Raw genomic sequence first — 14,599 nt, forward strand, 5'->3', positions numbered from 1 at the left:
AGAATGTGGTAGAAAAAAGCCCGGTGGGTGGCCGGGCGAGAGATTAAAATACTAGCGAACTTCACCGCATGTCAGGCAGATCGCATAGCGATGTTGCGGATCGTTCAGATTATTGAACAAACCCGGTTGCTCTTTCATTGCCATAGCAACTGAGGCGAGTGGTGCTGGTAGCATCGATTGGATCGCGGCCGGCAACATCGCATGGATAGAAATGCCGAATTGACTTAGGAACATATCTGCCAGGCTCGGACTATCGACAAACCAGCTAAGTTGCCATTCTGGTAATTTTGCCAGCTCTGCAGCTTTTTTCACTGCGTCGTCAAAATCGCCCAGTTGGTCAACCAAGCCATTTTTCTTGGCGTCACTGCCAATCCACACGTGGCCTTGAGCAATCTTATCAACCTGTTCTGGTGTCATTTTACGTGCAGTGGCGACAAGGTCGATAAAGTTTTGATACCCATTCTCAATGTTCATCTGCATCATCTGCGAGAAAGCGGGCGGCAACGCTTTGGTTAGGGCCAGATCCGCTAGTGGGGAGGTAGCAACACCATCGGTATGAACACCAATGCTGCCAAGCGTATTCTCATAGGTGTTGATGACACCGAAAATACCGATTGAACCGGTAAGTGTGCTAGGGCTGGCAATAATGTAATCTGCCGGTGTTGAAATCCAATACCCGCCAGATGCCGCCATACCGCCCATGGATACGACTACAGGTTTACCCGCAGCACGAGTAGCTGCTAATTCTGAACGAATCACCTCTGACGCGCTAACGCTGCCTCCTGGGCTATTCACACGCAAAACCACGGCTTTGATTTTCGGATCCAGCCGAGCCTGACGCAATTCAGCGGCGGTTGAATCACCCCCTACGGCACCCGGCGTCTGTTGACCATCCATAATTGCGCCGTTGGCAAGGATGACTGCTATCTCTCCACCTTTATCTGGCGTAGGTTTAGGCTGATAATCGTAGATGCTTACCGCGTTGAAATTATTACTTTGCTTATTCCAACCGAAAGCTTTCACCAACTGGTTTTCTATTTCTGTCCGGGATGCCAGTTCATCGACCAGTTTGCTGTCTAAAGCGAACTTCGCCGTATTCCCACCGGCTGCCTGTAAGCCTTGAATGATACCTGTAGCGCCTGGGAATAGTTGCTCAGGCGTGAGTTGACGATTAGCCGCAACCGTAGTCAGATAGTTTTGCCACAGTCCGCCAACCCAGCGGTTATCTGCTTCCCTGGCCTCTGGTGACATATCATCGCGGATCAAGGGCTCTACGGCTGACTTGTAGGTGCCAACTCGGAATATGTTGGTTGTGACCTTGAGGTTTTCCAGAAGCGATTTGTAGTACAGGTTATTGGTGGCAAAACCATGAAGGTCTACAGCACCTTGTGGTGATAGGAATACTTTATTGGCATAGCTGGCCAGAAAATACTGCGTCTGATTGTAGCTATCGCCAATAGCAAAAATCGGTTTACCGCTGTCGCGGAATTCGCGCAGTGCTTTACCAATATATTGCAATGAGGGCTGGTCGGCTCCGGCAAAGTCATTCAACTGTAATACCATGCCGGTGATGTTTTTATCATCTCTAGCCTGGCGGATGGTATCTACAAGATCAAACAGCGAATTCTCTTGTAAACGGTTGCTAGAAGCACCTAACAGTTCACGGCCCCACTGACGAACACGGCTGTTCATTGAGGGTTGATCGACGACTACGCCGCTGAGATCAACCAGTAATGCGCCTTTAGGGGCTTCTACAGAGGTACTGCTTTGGAATGAAAGATAAACACCAACCCCAACCAGGATCAGTAAAACCAGGAACAAGTTAAGGATCAGTTCCCTGACAAAATTAACCAGGCGCCATGACCATTTGAATATACCTGCAATAAATCGCCACAATGTGCGCATATGCTCTCCAACAAGAGTCGAGAATGTCCCGCTATCCTAATGAGTGGATCAGGAAATGTCAGCTTTAAATCATCTGTACGTACAGTATTACAGAGGCTGTAACTCCTTGTTGAGCTATGTTAACGTGATTTAAATGAAAATTGTTATCAGGAGTAAATGATGGATGCATTGGAACTTTTGCTGAACCGTCGTTCAGCGTCGCGTCTGGTAGCCCCGGCACCTACAGGTGAGATACGCCAGAATATCATTAATGCTGGTATGCGAGCCCCCGATCATGGCGCACTGCAGCCGTGGCGTTTTGTGTTGATCGAAGAGCAGGGATTGGTCCGTTTCAGTGAATTATTGCAGACTGCGGCCAAACAGGATGAATTGGATGCGACGGCAATCGAAAAGGCTAAACAGGCTCCTTTCCGGGCTCCATTGATTATCACCGTTGTAGCCCACTGCAGTGAAAATCCGAAAGTACCACGCTGGGAGCAGGTTGTATCAGCCGGTTGTGCAGTGCAGGCGATGCAGATGGCTGCACTTGCGCAAGGGTTTAACGGCATTTGGCGCACCGGTGTCTGGACCGAGCATCCGTTGGTTCGTGAGGCTTTTGCCTGCCGTGAACAAGACGAAATTGTCGGTTTTCTCTACCTAGGTACTCCACAATTGAAAGCTTCAACTAAAGTTGTTGCTCCCGATAGTTCGCCTTTTGTCAGTTATTACTGATCAAGAACGTTGGTTCGTGCACTAAAGTGCGCGATATCCCACAATTCTGTACTGTTTCTGAGCAGGTCGAACGCATAATGGCAACCTGCTCTTACCAATCCCTTCGGCAAGCGCTACCCTATGCCTCATCGTGATATCCTTGTTGTGTATGACTCAAAGGGAGTGGACTATGACATTGCCAGCCATTCGTTTAACCCAGTACAGCCATGGCGCTGGCTGCGGCTGTAAAATCTCACCGAAAGTTCTTGAAACCATACTGCATAGCGAACAGGAAAAGTTTATCGATCCGCATCTGTTAGTGGGCAATGAAACACGTGACGATGCTGCTGTGTATGACATTGGCAACGGTGTTGGGATTATCAGTACCACAGATTTTTTTATGCCTATCGTTGATAACCCGTTCGATTTTGGCCGCATTGCTGCGGCAAATGCGATTAGCGATGTGTATGCGATGGGTGGCAAGCCGATCATGGCAATCGCTATTCTGGGTTGGCCGATTGCAACACTGCCTGCGGAAGTGGCTCAGCAGGTGATTGATGGTGGGCGCTATGCTTGCCAGCAAGCGGGGATCGTGCTAGCCGGTGGGCACTCGATTGATGCTCCAGAACCGATTTTTGGCTTGGCAGTGACCGGGATAGTTAGTACAGAACGCGTCAAGAAAAACAGTGCGGCTCGGCCTGGAAGCAAGCTGTTCCTGACAAAGCCACTTGGCATAGGCGTGCTGACGACGGCAGAAAAGAAAAGTAAGTTACAACCAGAGCATGAAGGGTTGGCAACGCAGGTGATGTGTCAATTAAATAAGCCTGGAGCTGATTTTGCCGAAGTCGCTGGCGTGACGGCAATGACCGATGTTACTGGTTTTGGGCTACTTGGTCACCTTACTGAAATGTGCCAGGGGTCTGAACTACAAGCAACCCTATGGTTTGATCAGATACCCAAGTTACCTGATGTTGAACGTTACATCGCTGAAGGCTGTGTGCCGGGGGGAACAGGGCGTAATTTTGACAGTTATGGTCACCTGATTGGTCCTCTGAGCGATCTGCAGCGTCAACTACTCTGTGATCCGCAAACGTCTGGTGGCCTGTTACTGGCCGTTTTGCCTGAGGCAGAGTCTGAAGTTATGGCAATTGCCGCCCGTCATGGTATCACCATGAATGCAATCGGTGAGTTGCATATTGTTCAGCCAGGCAAGTCGCTGGTAGAGGTTGTCTAGTGTGGTAACTGTGCAAACCAGGATGGATACAAAAGACTATCAGCGCCTTTTTCTGCAGGATGTTCCGCTTATCGATGTCCGCGCTCCCATAGAGTTTCAGCAAGGTGCTTTCCCTTCGGCCATAAACTTGCCTTTGATGAATGACAGCGAACGCCAGATAGTGGGGACTTGTTTCAAACAACATGGTCAGGAGGCTGCGATTGCCCTGGGCCACAGTTTGGTGAATGGGAAAGCGCGCGATGAGCGAACTCAGGCGTGGATTGAGCGATGTCACAAGCAGCCAGAAGGGTATCTTTACTGCTTTCGCGGTGGGCTACGTTCACAATTAGTGCAGCAATGGCTGCATGAAGCTGGCGTTGATTATCCGCGAGTCCTGGGGGGGTATAAGGCATTACGTAATTTTCTGCTTGATACGCTCGAAACCGTAGCGGCTTTACCGATGGTGATCGTCGGAGGGAATACTGGCTGTGGTAAAACGCTATTGATCAATGAGCTGACCGCTGGGATTGATTTGGAAGGCATTGCCTGCCATCGCGGTTCATCTTTTGGCAGAACGTTGGTGAAACAGTCCACACAGATTAACTTTGAGAATCAATTGGCGGTGAAAATGCTGAAAAAACAGCATGCTGGCTGTCGCCATTGGGTGCTGGAAGATGAAAGCCGAATTATCGGTTCCAATAATTTGCCGTTGGGTTTGTTTAATAGCATGCAGCAAGCGCCCCTAGTAGCCATAGACGACCCGTTTGAAGTGCGGGTAGCTCGGTTGCAGGACGAGTATATCGACAAGATGCGCCTGGCTTTCGAGCAGGCTTATGGTCAAGAGCAAGGTTGGCAACACTATGATGAATATCTGCATCATGGTCTGTTCGCCATTCGTCGTCGCTTGGGGTTGGAGCGTTTCCAACAACTCAGGCAACGATTGGTTTCAGCACTCCAACTGCAACGGACAGGAGGTAACAGTGAGGCCCATCAGCAATGGTTGATACCCTTGTTGCAACATTATTACGATCCGATGTACCGCTACCAATTAGAAAAGAAAACTCAGCGTATTATCTTCCGCGGAAACTATGCTGAGGTAAGAGAATTCCTGATGACGTATAGCCAGAATAGCGGTGAATAATGCGACTATTTATTGCCGAAAAACCGAGTTTGGCCCGCGCCATTGCGGATGTATTACCAAAACCGCATCGTCGTGGGGATGGATTTATTGCTTGTGGTAGCAACGATGTAGTGACCTGGTGTGTAGGGCACCTGCTGGAACAGGCTCAACCGGATGTTTACGACAGCCGTTATGCACGCTGGTCGTTGGCCGATTTACCCATTATCCCGCAGAAGTGGCTGTTACAGCCGCGGCCTTCCGTCAGTAAGCAGCTGAATGCTATTAAAAACTTACTGACGCAAGCTGACGAAGTGATCCATGCGGGAGACCCCGATCGAGAAGGGCAATTATTGGTTGATGAGGTGCTGGATTATCTGGCACTGACGCCGGAAAAACGGCAACGCGTGCGCCGCTGCCTGATTAACGATCTTAATCCGCAGGCGGTCGAACGCGCCATCGAACGTTTGCGGGATAATCGTGACTTCATCCCACTGTGCGTTTCTGCTTTGGCCCGAGCACGTGCCGATTGGTTGTATGGTATCAATATGACCCGTGCCTATACGCTGCTAGGGCGAAGCGCAGGGTATGACGGTGTTCTCTCAGTTGGACGGGTACAGACGCCAGTGTTGGGGCTGGTGGTGCGCCGGGATGAAGAGATCGAAAATTTCATTCCAAAAGATTTTTTTGAAGTGAAGGCGCATATTGTTACGCCAAAAGAAGAACGTTTTGTCGCTCTGTGGCAGCCGAGTGAGTCCTGCGAACCTTATCAGGACGAAGAAGGGCGTTTACTTCACCGGCCATTAGCTGATCATGTGGTTAAACGCATTGAAGGGCAACCGGCGCAGGTCACCTCGTATAATGATAAACGGGAATCAGATACTGCTCCGTTGCCATTTTCCCTTTCAACACTCCAGATCGAAGCCTCCAAGCGCTTTAATTTAAGTGCTCAGCAGGTGTTGGATGTCTGTCAGCGATTGTATGAAACCCATAAGTTGATCACCTACCCGCGCTCAGATTGCCGCTATTTGCCAGAGGAACATTTTGCCGGGCGTCACGCTGTATTGAATGCGATCGGTGTACATCAGCCTGATCTCTACCCGCAGCCGATTATTGATAGTGAGCGCCGCAATCGTTGTTGGGATGATAAAAAAGTAGATGCACACCATGCTATTATTCCAACCGCGCGTGCCAGTAAAGCCAGCTTGAGTAAAGATGAACTGAACGTTTATGGCTTGGTGGCTCGGCAATATCTCATGCAGTTTTGTCCAGATGCGATGTTCCGTAAATGTGTGATTGAACTGGATATTGCTGGAGGTAAGTTTATTGCCAAGGCGCGTTTTCTGGCTGAAGCGGGTTGGCGGACTCTGTTGGGCAGCAAAGAGCGTGATGAGGAAAATGAAGGGGCACCATTGCCTGTAGTTGCCAAAGGTGACGAGTTGTTGTGTGAGCGTGGTGAAGTGGTTGAGCGGCAGACTCAACCACCAAGGCCCTTTACCGATGCCAGTTTGCTTTCAGCCATGACTGGCATTGCACGTTTCGTTCAAGATAAAGCACTGAAGAAAATCCTGCGAGCTACGGATGGTTTAGGTACCGAGGCGACACGAGCGGGCATTATCGAGCTACTGTTCAAGCGAGCATTTCTCTACAAAAAGGGTCGTTATATCCATTCCAGTGAAACCGGGCGGGCGTTGATTCATTCTCTGCCAGATCTGGCTGCTCGCCCCGATATGACGGCACAATGGGAGGCCACACTGACGCAGATCAGCGAAAAATCGTGTCGTTATCAGGATTTCATGCAGCCACTGGAAGGGACTTTACAACAGTTGATCCAACAAGCTAAGCAAAGCCGAGCCAGTACAGCATTTCGTGGCCTACCACCTCCGCCGTCAGCCGGGGCGAAGAAGCGTAAAAAAGGAGCTAGTAAGGTTCGTGAAAACAATGAGTGAGCCTGCTAATCATAAACTGTGAATATTTAGTTAAGGGGCTAATGACAGCCCCTATGCGGATAACGAGATAAGGTAGCTTTCCAGTAGCGGCACATCTGCTGGTGCTAGTGGATAATCTCTGGCTTGCTGTGGTGTTATCCAGATAAATGCTGAATGGCAGTGCAACTGCAAGTCGCCACTGAAAGTTTCAACGCGCCAGGCATGTAAGCGAATAATCCTCTCACTTTGTTGCCACTCATTACTGGCTACGTAACTTCCCACATTGGCAACAATGCCCAACTCCTCCAGAAGCTCGCGCGCAAGAGCCTGCTGTTGGCTTTCATGCGCATCGACTTTACCACCAGGGAATTCCCAGAGGCCAGCTTGATCGCTGTTATTATCGCGCTGTGCAATCAGGATCTTGCCATCTTTTTCGATAATGGCAGCGACAACATCAATGATTTTCATTAGTGGAGCATCAATACCCCGGAATCGACCGGGGCGAGTAAATTACAAAACAAATTCGGCCCAGACTGGCGCATGATCTGAAGGTTTCTCCATCCCACGGATCTGGTAATCAATACCGGTAGCTTTGCAGCGTTCGGCCAATGGTGTGCTGGCCAGAAGAAGATCGATACGTAGGCCACGATTCTCATCAAAACCACGCGAACGATAGTCAAACCAGGAGAATTCATCGTTGCGCTCTGGATTAGCATGGCGATAGGTGTCTACCAGCCCCCAATCCATAAGACGTTTCATCCATTCTCGCTCTTCTGGAAGAAACGAGCATTTACCTGTACGCAGCCATCTCTTGCGGTTCTCTTCACCAATACCGATATCAAAATCGCTAGGACTAATGTTCATGTCGCCCATGATCAATACCGGGGAATCTACAGAAAGTTGTTGTTCCAGATAATTTTGCAGATCTTGATAGAAGCGGCTTTTGGCCGGGAATTTAATAGGGTGTTCGCGGCTTTCACCTTGAGGGAAGTAGCCATTAATGACTGTCAGAGTTCCCAGCGGCGTTGCCAAATCGGCCATAATGATACGGCGTTGCGCATCTTCTTCGTCAGTTGGGAAACCACGGCGTACTGCAAGAGGTTCTGCTTTAGTCAGCAGCGCCACACCGTAGTGGCCTTTTTGCCCATGATAAAATACGTGGTAACCATGTGCACTCACCTCTTCAAGGGGAAACATATCATCATGAACTTTAGTTTCCTGCAGTCCAATTACATCGGGTTGATGCTGTTCAATAATCGCGGCCAATTGATGAGGACGTGCGCGTAGTCCATTGATATTAAAAGAGACAAACTTCATGGGTTCAGCCGTTTTTACCAGAAAAATGTGCTCAGATATTAGCAGAGTTCTGCCTGAAATGTAACGCAGACCAGCGGCCTGATGCCGCTGGCTGGGGCGGAATTATTTTGCCCAGCGATCGTAATTTTTAGGCTGATAATCGTCGAACTGCTGCATCAACGCCAGTGGTGAATCACTAATATGTAGGGTGTTAAGGTAATCGTGACGCATGAAACCTTGATCGGCAACATGCTTAAGGAATTGGCTCAACGGGAGGTAAAAACCGTTTACATCCAATAAACCAACTGGTTTGCTGTGATAGCCGATCTGTCCCCAGGTCCAGATCTCGAACAGCTCTTCCAAGGTACCAATACCCCCTGGTAACGCAATAAACCCATCGGCCAGCTCAGCCATCCGCGCCTTGCGAGTATGCATGTCGTCAACAACTTCCAATGTGGTCAAACCACGATGCGCCGTTTCTGCTTCAACCAAGCGCTGAGGGATAACGCCTATGGCCTCACCGCCGCCCTCAAGCACTGCATCGGCGACAACCCCCATCAAACCTTTCTTACCACCACCATAGACTAAACGCCTCCCTTGAGCGGCAATGGTGTGCCCTAGTTGACGCGCATTCTCGACATAAGCCGGATTATTACCTTCGCTGGCGCCACAGAAGACGCAAATATTATTACGCATGCACTTTTCCTTACTGCATTAAAGAAGTCAGTGGTATAGCGAATTGTTCGCAGGAGTTCAATAGATGTGGGGATAGATTAAGCCACAGGTGCATACTCACTGAAAAAAATGACTTCATTTTACAGTCACGCTTTCGAAGTTTGATGCTACGTAGTTGTCAGGGTTGAAAAAGGTAGGGGATGTTCAGGGATGTTTAATGCTTGATTCTAGGCTTGTCGAAGGTTCTCACCTTCCCCAACATGGCTCAATGTTGCTGACTTTGCTGGTATTAGCTTATTACTGAGGTCTAAATTGGTGGTGGGGGAAGGATTATTCGTCACTACGTTCCTTACCCTTCGGGCCGCGCTGAAGCGCGTTGTTTCGCTGCGCTCAACTCGAACCTTGTCGAAGGTTCTCACCTTCCCCAACATGGCTCAATGTTGCTGAGTTTGCTGGTATTAGCTTATTACTAAGGTCTAATTTGGTGGTGGGGGAAGGATTCGAACCTTCGAAGTCTGTGACGGCAGATTTACAGTCTGCTCCCTTTGGCCGCTCGGGAACCCCACCATTGTAATCATGGGTTGATAATTTTTTACAAAATCTCGTTAAAGTCTAGCAGTAAGACATTGCTAGGATTTTTACTTTTCCCAAATGGCAACTACATCAACATTACCGTTTGGTGTGACCCAAAATTTAAGGTCTAATTTGGTGGTGGGAGAAGGATTCGAACCTTCGAAGTCTGTGACGGCAGATTTACAGTCTGCTCCCTTTGGCCGCTCGGGAATCCCACCAATAGCCTTGCTTGCAAATAACTGTCTTGCTAAGCGGGGCGCATCATATCAAATGAAGCGCATGTGTAAAGTATTGATACGCAGAAAATGAATTGTTTGCCGTTTTTTTATTCTCGACGGTGCTTCCGTGAACGAAAGACACCGTATTGCTAAACAATTACAGGATCACTGTGCGATTACCATATACGAAAACCCGTTGCGCAAGTACATGATAGAGTGCGCGGCTGAGAACGTTCTTCTCAACGTCGCGACCGGCGCGCATCATATCATCCGCAGAGTAGGTATGATCAACATGGATAACGTCTTGCATAATGATTGGGCCTTCATCCAGGCTATCGTTTACATAATGCGCCGTAGCGCCAATGATCTTCACGCCACGTTCATAAGCCTGATGATAAGGGCGAGCACCTATAAATGCTGGCAGGAATGAGTGATGAATGTTGATAACCTGGTTCGGGTAATGCTGTACGAAAGCCGGGGTGAGCACACGCATGTATTTGGCAAGGACAACATAGTCCGGTAGGTATTGGTCGATCTGTGCAATCATTTTGAGATCGTGTTGTTCGCGGGTTAGTCCCTCGTGGCTGACAAGATGGAAAGGAATATCAAAACGTTCTACCAGCGTCTGTAGCGTTGTGTGGTTACCAATAACGGCAGCAATTTCGACATCCAGGCCGCCATAGGCGCTTTTCATCAGTAAATCGCCCAGACAATGCGCTTCTTTGGTCACCAGTACAACGATACGGCGGCGGCCAGCACTGTGCAGTTCGCGGACTGAGCCCGTTGGCAAAGCGCCATCAAGATCGGCCAACAACGTTGCGTCATTGAAGATCCCCTCCAGCTCGGTGCGCATAAAGAAACGTCCGGTAAGGTGATCGACAAATTCGTTGTTCTGAACAATGTTCAGTTCATGCTTGTAACAGATATTGGTGATCTTGGCGATCAGCCCTTTGGCGTCAGGACAGATGGTGCGTAAAATTTTTCTTTGTACATTTTGGTGTGGCATGAGTGTGTGGATCCTGTCTGATACTTTGAGCCTATCCCAATCTGCTATTCTATGTGCCACTTCTAACTTGGGCAGAGTTCAAAATCCTTACGTACTTGGTGTACGCTGCGGCTCTTCCGTGCTGTCCGTGTCCAAACTGGCTGCAACAATTACGCCTATTGGGATAGGCTATTAATTTGCAGGCTTATTGCCCGCAACACTTTTTATATTTACTGCCTGAGCCGCATGGGCAAATGGCATTCCTTCCCGGTTGGGGCTTGGTTCCATCAACATAGTACCAGCGTTGCTCAATTCGAAGAAAGCGTGAACGTTCATGAATAGCCTTATGCTTGGGATCACCATCGTTGAAACGGGCGATGAATTCGACAAAACCTTCATCCGAGCTATTACCTGCAGTTTCTTCTATGATCGTTAACCCAAGCCATGCTGTGCCGCTAAAACTACCGATAATTTCACTTCGCCAGTCACTCGCTTTGCAATCAGGGTGCCAAGTCGAAATAAGATAGTCCACGTCTTGTTTGACATAGGCAGTATATCTGGATCTCATAAGCAGGCCTGGAGACAAAGCGTGCTTTATCCCCTTTATGTAAGGCTCACAGCACGATTTGTAGCTAAGTCCACTACTGCAAGGGCATAGATTAGTCAAAAATAACGCCTCAAATTGGTTAGTTCGTACAATGTAAAATAGAAGCTAAAATCAATATTGCATCTATGTTACCTAACATCATTCACCAGTGGCAATGTAGCCTAAGATTGGGGCTGAAAAATCATCGGGCAAAGGATAGGCAAGAATGAGAAAAGTTAAAATCGGAATAGCACTAGGTGCAGGTGCCGCCAAAGGTTGGGCCCACATTGGTGTACTCAATGCACTGCGAAAGCTGGGTATTGAGGCAGATATTGTGGCTGGTTGCTCAGTGGGGGCACTGGTTGGGGCCGCGTTTGCCAGTCATCGGTTACCTACTCTTGAGCATTGGGTACGCTCATTCGGCTATTGGGACGTGATTAAACTGATGGATCTCACTTGGCAACGTGGTGGGCTTTTACGGGGAGAGCGTGTCTTCAATGCTGTTGCTCAATTGTTGAAGTTTGACGACTTCGCTGATTGCTCGCTTAAATTCGGTGCAGTCACCACAAATCTCAGTACCGGCCGTGAACTGTGGATGACAAAAGGGGATATCCATCAGGCAATTCGCGCTTCCTGCAGTATGCCTGGTCTACTGGCTCCCGTATGGTTTGAAGGCTATTGGCTGGTTGATGGCGCCTTGGTGAACCCGGTTCCTATCTCATTGGCGAGGGCGATGGGGGCGGATATTGTTATTGCTGTCGATTTACAACATGATGCACACTTAATGCAACAGGATTTGTTTTCAGTGCCCAGCGACATAGCAGAGGTTGAAGTAGATAACATTGATGTTGGGAACTGGCGCGAGCGTATGCGGGAACGCATCAATAGGATTATGCTCAAGAAAGTCAATTTCACCCCCACGGCAATGGAGGTTATGAGCACATCTATTCAGATGTTAGAGAATCGAGTGAAAAGATCTCGTATGGCCAGCGATCCGCCAGATGTGCTGATACAGCCCTATTGCCCACAAATATCTACACTGGATTTTCATCGCGCCAGCGAGGCTATTGAAGCTGGGCGATTGGCCGTCGAGAAACAAATAGATATCCTGGCACCACTAATAAAAAATAAATAATTACCGGCTCTTAGGAAAGAACGATGCTGAAAAGGCATTTTCGGCAAGCACAAATAACCATAATGAGCCACTATTACATCATCACTAGGGAAGAGGCTTGGCCGATGGTACAACCACTGTTCAACAAGCGCATCTTAATCGTAGAAGACGAACCGGTCTTCCGTTCTGTGCTTGTCGGCTATCTCGAATCGCTAGGAGCACAGACCACTGAAGCTTCTAATGGTTTATTAGGACTGATTGCAGTCGATGAGGTTGATCCTGACCTTATCCTTTGCGATATCGCAATGCCAGAGATGGATGGCATCGAGTTTGTTGCGCATCTTCGTCTTCAAGGAGTACAAGTCCCAATACTTGTTATCTCGGCCACTGATAAAATGGCTGATATCGCCAAGGTCTTACGGCTAGGTGTACAGGATGTATTATTAAAACCGATTACCGATTTGAACCGCTTACGTGAGACCGTCCTGGCCTGCCTCTATCCGAATATGTTTACTTCTCAGGCGATTGAAGAGGCTGAGTTGATCCAGGATTGGGATGCCTTGAGCCAAAACCCTTCGGAAGCGGTGAGGTTAGTCAAGCAGTTACAGCCCCCGGTACAGCAGATAGTTGCGGGTTGTCGTATTAATTATCGTCAACTCACTACCAGTGAAAATCCTGGGTTAGTGCTGGATATTGCAGCGCTATCGGATAAAGATCTCGCGTTTTATTGTTTGGATGTTACTCAGGCGGGTGAAAATGGCGTAATGGCTGCATTGTTATTACGCGCATTATTCAATGGGCTACTGCAAGAGCATTTAGCCAATCAACAACATCGCCTGCCGCAAATGTCAGCATTGTTAAAGCAAGTTAACCAATTATTACGTCAGGGAAGGCTTGAGGGGCAATTTCCATTGCTCGTGGGTTACTATCATGCGGAATATAAAAACTTGGTTCTGGTTTCTGCCGGTTTGCATGCCAATGTAAATACAGAAGATAAACAAATTCAATTAAGTAATGGCGTGCCGTTAGGGACCCTTAACACGACTTACATGAATCAGATTAGTCAGCGTTGTGAGGCCTGGCAATGCCAAGTATGGGGACGGGGGGGCCGGTTACGTCTGATGCTGAGTGCCGAATAAAACATCAATTAATCACCTTTAAGGCCATTTACAGCTACCGAACACGCCTATTTAACGTCAGAATTCCTCTTTTGGGCAATAGTCTTAATTTATTACTAATTGTATTTGGAGTAATGCTCGGCAGGCTTAAACTGGTATACTTCGCAGGTTTATTTGTATGGCAGGTTAAGCTCATAATTTGAGCTCGTTAGTGTTCGGAGGAAATATGTCTGCTTTAAATCGTAAAGTCCGAAAAGCGGTTATCCCTGTAGCAGGCTTAGGGACACGGATGTTACCTGCGACTAAAGCTATTCCGAAAGAGATGTTGCCGCTGGTCGATAAGCCATTGATTCAGTATGTGGTAAATGAGTGTATCTCTGCAGGGATCAATGAAATCATCTTGGTTACCCATTCCTCTAAAAACTCTATCGAGAATCATTTTGATACCAGCTTTGAACTGGAGGCGATGCTTGAAAAGCGAGTGAAGCGTCAACTGTTGGATGAAATACAATCCATTTGCCCGAAAGGGGTAACGGTGATGCAAGTGCGACAGGGCGTTGCCAAAGGCCTTGGTCATGCCATCCTGTGTGCTCACCCGCTGGTGGGTGATGAGCCGATTGCCGTTGTGTTACCAGACGTTATTATCGCAGAGTACAGCGCCGATCTGAAAAAAGATAACCTGCGCGAAATGTTGCAGCGTTTCGAGCAGTCTGGTATCAGCCAGATCATGGTTGAACCGGTACCTCTTGATAATGTAGGAAACTATGGTGTGGCTGATTGCCAGGGATGCTTACTGCAGCCCGGTGAGAGCGCGGAAATGGTTGGCGTTGTAGAAAAACCGTCGCCGGAAGAGGCACCATCAAACCTGGCCATTGTTGGGCGATATGTACTTTCTGCTAATATCTGGGCACTATTGGCAAAAACACCCCCAGGTGCCGGGGACGAGATTCAACTTACTGATGCCATCGATATGTTGATGAAGATTGAGCCTGTTGAGGCTTACCACCTCAAAGGCATAAGTCATGATTGCGGTAATAAACTGGGCTACATGCAGGCTTTCGTTGAGTACAGTTTGCGGCATGCCAGTTTGGGGAAAGAATTTTCAGTTTGGCTAAAGCGCTTGTTGGCTGAAGAGCAGAAATAGTTTGGCAAATTTTGGTTAAATTTAAAAAAATAGGATT

General features: G+C 48.3%; 13 protein-coding genes, 2 tRNA genes and 1 other RNA gene. 7 read left to right on the forward strand and 9 right to left on the reverse strand.

Annotation, left to right across the window (positions count from 1 at the left end; all coding sequences use genetic code 11):
• Nucleotides 1–51 precede the first annotated feature (51 nt).
• Nucleotides 52–1,905 carry a signal peptide peptidase SppA gene (sppA, locus tag SAQUA_RS10930; protein ID WP_380673454.1) on the reverse strand — a complete coding sequence of 618 codons (1,854 nt, stop codon included), beginning with the start codon at nucleotides 1,903–1,905 and terminating at the stop codon, nucleotides 52–54.
• 159 nt (nucleotides 1,906–2,064) lie between these two features.
• Here sppA and SAQUA_RS10935 point away from each other — a divergent pair, with 159 nt between their 5' ends.
• From SAQUA_RS10935 to SAQUA_RS10950, 4 genes are all read left to right on the forward strand, one after another.
• Nucleotides 2,065–2,616 carry an NAD(P)H nitroreductase gene (locus SAQUA_RS10935; protein ID WP_380673642.1) on the forward strand — a complete coding sequence of 184 codons (552 nt, stop codon included), beginning with the start codon at nucleotides 2,065–2,067 and terminating at the stop codon, nucleotides 2,614–2,616.
• 169 nt (nucleotides 2,617–2,785) lie between these two features.
• A complete protein-coding gene (gene selD / locus SAQUA_RS10940) occupies nucleotides 2,786–3,829 on the forward strand; it encodes a selenide, water dikinase SelD (RefSeq protein ID WP_380673456.1) in 1,044 nt (347 codons plus the stop codon).
• Between the two features lie 22 nt (nucleotides 3,830–3,851).
• Nucleotides 3,852–4,949, forward strand: a complete 1,098-nt coding sequence (mnmH, locus tag SAQUA_RS10945) for a tRNA 2-selenouridine(34) synthase MnmH (RefSeq protein ID WP_380673458.1) — start codon at nucleotides 3,852–3,854, stop codon at nucleotides 4,947–4,949.
• Nucleotides 4,949–6,874 carry a DNA topoisomerase III gene (locus tag SAQUA_RS10950; RefSeq protein WP_380673460.1) on the forward strand — a complete coding sequence of 642 codons (1,926 nt, stop codon included), beginning with the start codon at nucleotides 4,949–4,951 and terminating at the stop codon, nucleotides 6,872–6,874. The genes mnmH and SAQUA_RS10950 overlap by 1 nt, the downstream gene beginning before the upstream one ends.
• Before the next feature lie 51 nt (nucleotides 6,875–6,925).
• Here SAQUA_RS10950 and SAQUA_RS10955 read toward each other — a convergent pair whose 3' ends face one another.
• The 8 genes from SAQUA_RS10955 to SAQUA_RS10990 all read right to left on the reverse strand — a co-directional run bounded on the left by SAQUA_RS10955 (nucleotide 6,926) and on the right by SAQUA_RS10990 (nucleotide 11,267).
• The gene (locus SAQUA_RS10955; protein ID WP_380673462.1) at nucleotides 6,926–7,321 is read right to left on the reverse strand and encodes a pyrimidine (deoxy)nucleoside triphosphate diphosphatase; all 396 of its coding nucleotides are present in this window, start codon (nucleotides 7,319–7,321) and stop codon (nucleotides 6,926–6,928) included.
• Between the two features lie 42 nt (nucleotides 7,322–7,363).
• Nucleotides 7,364–8,170 carry an exodeoxyribonuclease III gene (gene xthA, locus SAQUA_RS10960; protein WP_380673464.1) on the reverse strand — a complete coding sequence of 269 codons (807 nt, stop codon included), beginning with the start codon at nucleotides 8,168–8,170 and terminating at the stop codon, nucleotides 7,364–7,366.
• Between the two features lie 102 nt (nucleotides 8,171–8,272).
• Nucleotides 8,273–8,845, reverse strand: coding sequence for a TIGR00730 family Rossman fold protein (locus tag SAQUA_RS10965; RefSeq protein ID WP_380673466.1), 573 nt, complete (start codon nucleotides 8,843–8,845; stop codon nucleotides 8,273–8,275).
• Between the two features lie 292 nt (nucleotides 8,846–9,137).
• Nucleotides 9,138–9,263, reverse strand: a non-coding RNA gene (locus SAQUA_RS10970) — RtT sRNA.
• Nucleotides 9,264–9,306: 43 nt separating this feature from the next.
• A tRNA-Tyr gene (locus tag SAQUA_RS10975) sits at nucleotides 9,307–9,391 on the reverse strand.
• Nucleotides 9,392–9,530: 139 nt separating this feature from the next.
• Nucleotides 9,531–9,615: transfer RNA gene (locus SAQUA_RS10980), tRNA-Tyr, on the reverse strand.
• Between the two features lie 157 nt (nucleotides 9,616–9,772).
• Nucleotides 9,773–10,621, reverse strand: a complete 849-nt coding sequence (purU, locus tag SAQUA_RS10985; protein ID WP_380673468.1) for a formyltetrahydrofolate deformylase — start codon at nucleotides 10,619–10,621, stop codon at nucleotides 9,773–9,775.
• Between the two features lie 184 nt (nucleotides 10,622–10,805).
• Nucleotides 10,806–11,267: a YchJ family protein gene (locus tag SAQUA_RS10990; protein ID WP_380673470.1), complete on the reverse strand. Its 462-nt coding sequence runs from the start codon at nucleotides 11,265–11,267 to the stop codon at nucleotides 10,806–10,808.
• Between the two features lie 145 nt (nucleotides 11,268–11,412).
• Here SAQUA_RS10990 and rssA point away from each other — a divergent pair, with 145 nt between their 5' ends.
• The 3 genes from rssA (at nucleotide 11,413) to galU (ending at nucleotide 14,562) form a co-directional block, all read left to right on the forward strand.
• Nucleotides 11,413–12,321, forward strand: coding sequence for a patatin-like phospholipase RssA (gene rssA, locus SAQUA_RS10995; RefSeq protein WP_380673472.1), 909 nt, complete (start codon nucleotides 11,413–11,415; stop codon nucleotides 12,319–12,321).
• A 104-nt stretch (nucleotides 12,322–12,425) separates the two neighbouring features.
• Nucleotides 12,426–13,439, forward strand: coding sequence for a two-component system response regulator RssB (gene rssB / locus SAQUA_RS11000; protein ID WP_380673643.1), 1,014 nt, complete (start codon nucleotides 12,426–12,428; stop codon nucleotides 13,437–13,439).
• Between the two features lie 205 nt (nucleotides 13,440–13,644).
• A complete protein-coding gene (gene galU, locus SAQUA_RS11005) occupies nucleotides 13,645–14,562 on the forward strand; it encodes a UTP--glucose-1-phosphate uridylyltransferase GalU (RefSeq protein WP_380673474.1) in 918 nt (305 codons plus the stop codon).
• The last annotated feature ends 37 nt before the right edge of the window (nucleotides 14,563–14,599 follow it).

Origin of the sequence: Serratia aquatilis, assembly GCF_044865145.1 — a bacterium.
Lineage (GTDB): Bacteria > Pseudomonadota > Gammaproteobacteria > Enterobacterales > Enterobacteriaceae > Chania > Chania aquatilis.

Bases quoted from the DNA above. Each gene is read 5' to 3' on its own strand.
- sppA (WP_380673454.1), bottom strand. From the start codon at position 1,905: ATGCGCACATTGTGGCGATTTATTGCAGGTATATTCAAATGGTCATGG.
- SAQUA_RS10935 (WP_380673642.1), top strand. From the start codon at position 2,065: ATGGATGCATTGGAACTTTTGCTGAACCGTCGTTCAGCGTCGCGTCTG.
- selD (WP_380673456.1), top strand. From the start codon at position 2,786: ATGACATTGCCAGCCATTCGTTTAACCCAGTACAGCCATGGCGCTGGC.
- mnmH (WP_380673458.1), top strand. From the start codon at position 3,852: ATGGATACAAAAGACTATCAGCGCCTTTTTCTGCAGGATGTTCCGCTT.
- SAQUA_RS10950 (WP_380673460.1), top strand. From the start codon at position 4,949: ATGCGACTATTTATTGCCGAAAAACCGAGTTTGGCCCGCGCCATTGCG.
- SAQUA_RS10955 (WP_380673462.1), bottom strand. From the start codon at position 7,321: ATGAAAATCATTGATGTTGTCGCTGCCATTATCGAAAAAGATGGCAAG.
- xthA (WP_380673464.1), bottom strand. From the start codon at position 8,170: ATGAAGTTTGTCTCTTTTAATATCAATGGACTACGCGCACGTCCTCAT.
- SAQUA_RS10965 (WP_380673466.1), bottom strand. From the start codon at position 8,845: ATGCGTAATAATATTTGCGTCTTCTGTGGCGCCAGCGAAGGTAATAAT.
- purU (WP_380673468.1), bottom strand. From the start codon at position 10,621: ATGCCACACCAAAATGTACAAAGAAAAATTTTACGCACCATCTGTCCT.
- rssA (WP_380673472.1), top strand. From the start codon at position 11,413: ATGAGAAAAGTTAAAATCGGAATAGCACTAGGTGCAGGTGCCGCCAAA.
- rssB (WP_380673643.1), top strand. From the start codon at position 12,426: ATGGTACAACCACTGTTCAACAAGCGCATCTTAATCGTAGAAGACGAA.
- galU (WP_380673474.1), top strand. From the start codon at position 13,645: ATGTCTGCTTTAAATCGTAAAGTCCGAAAAGCGGTTATCCCTGTAGCA.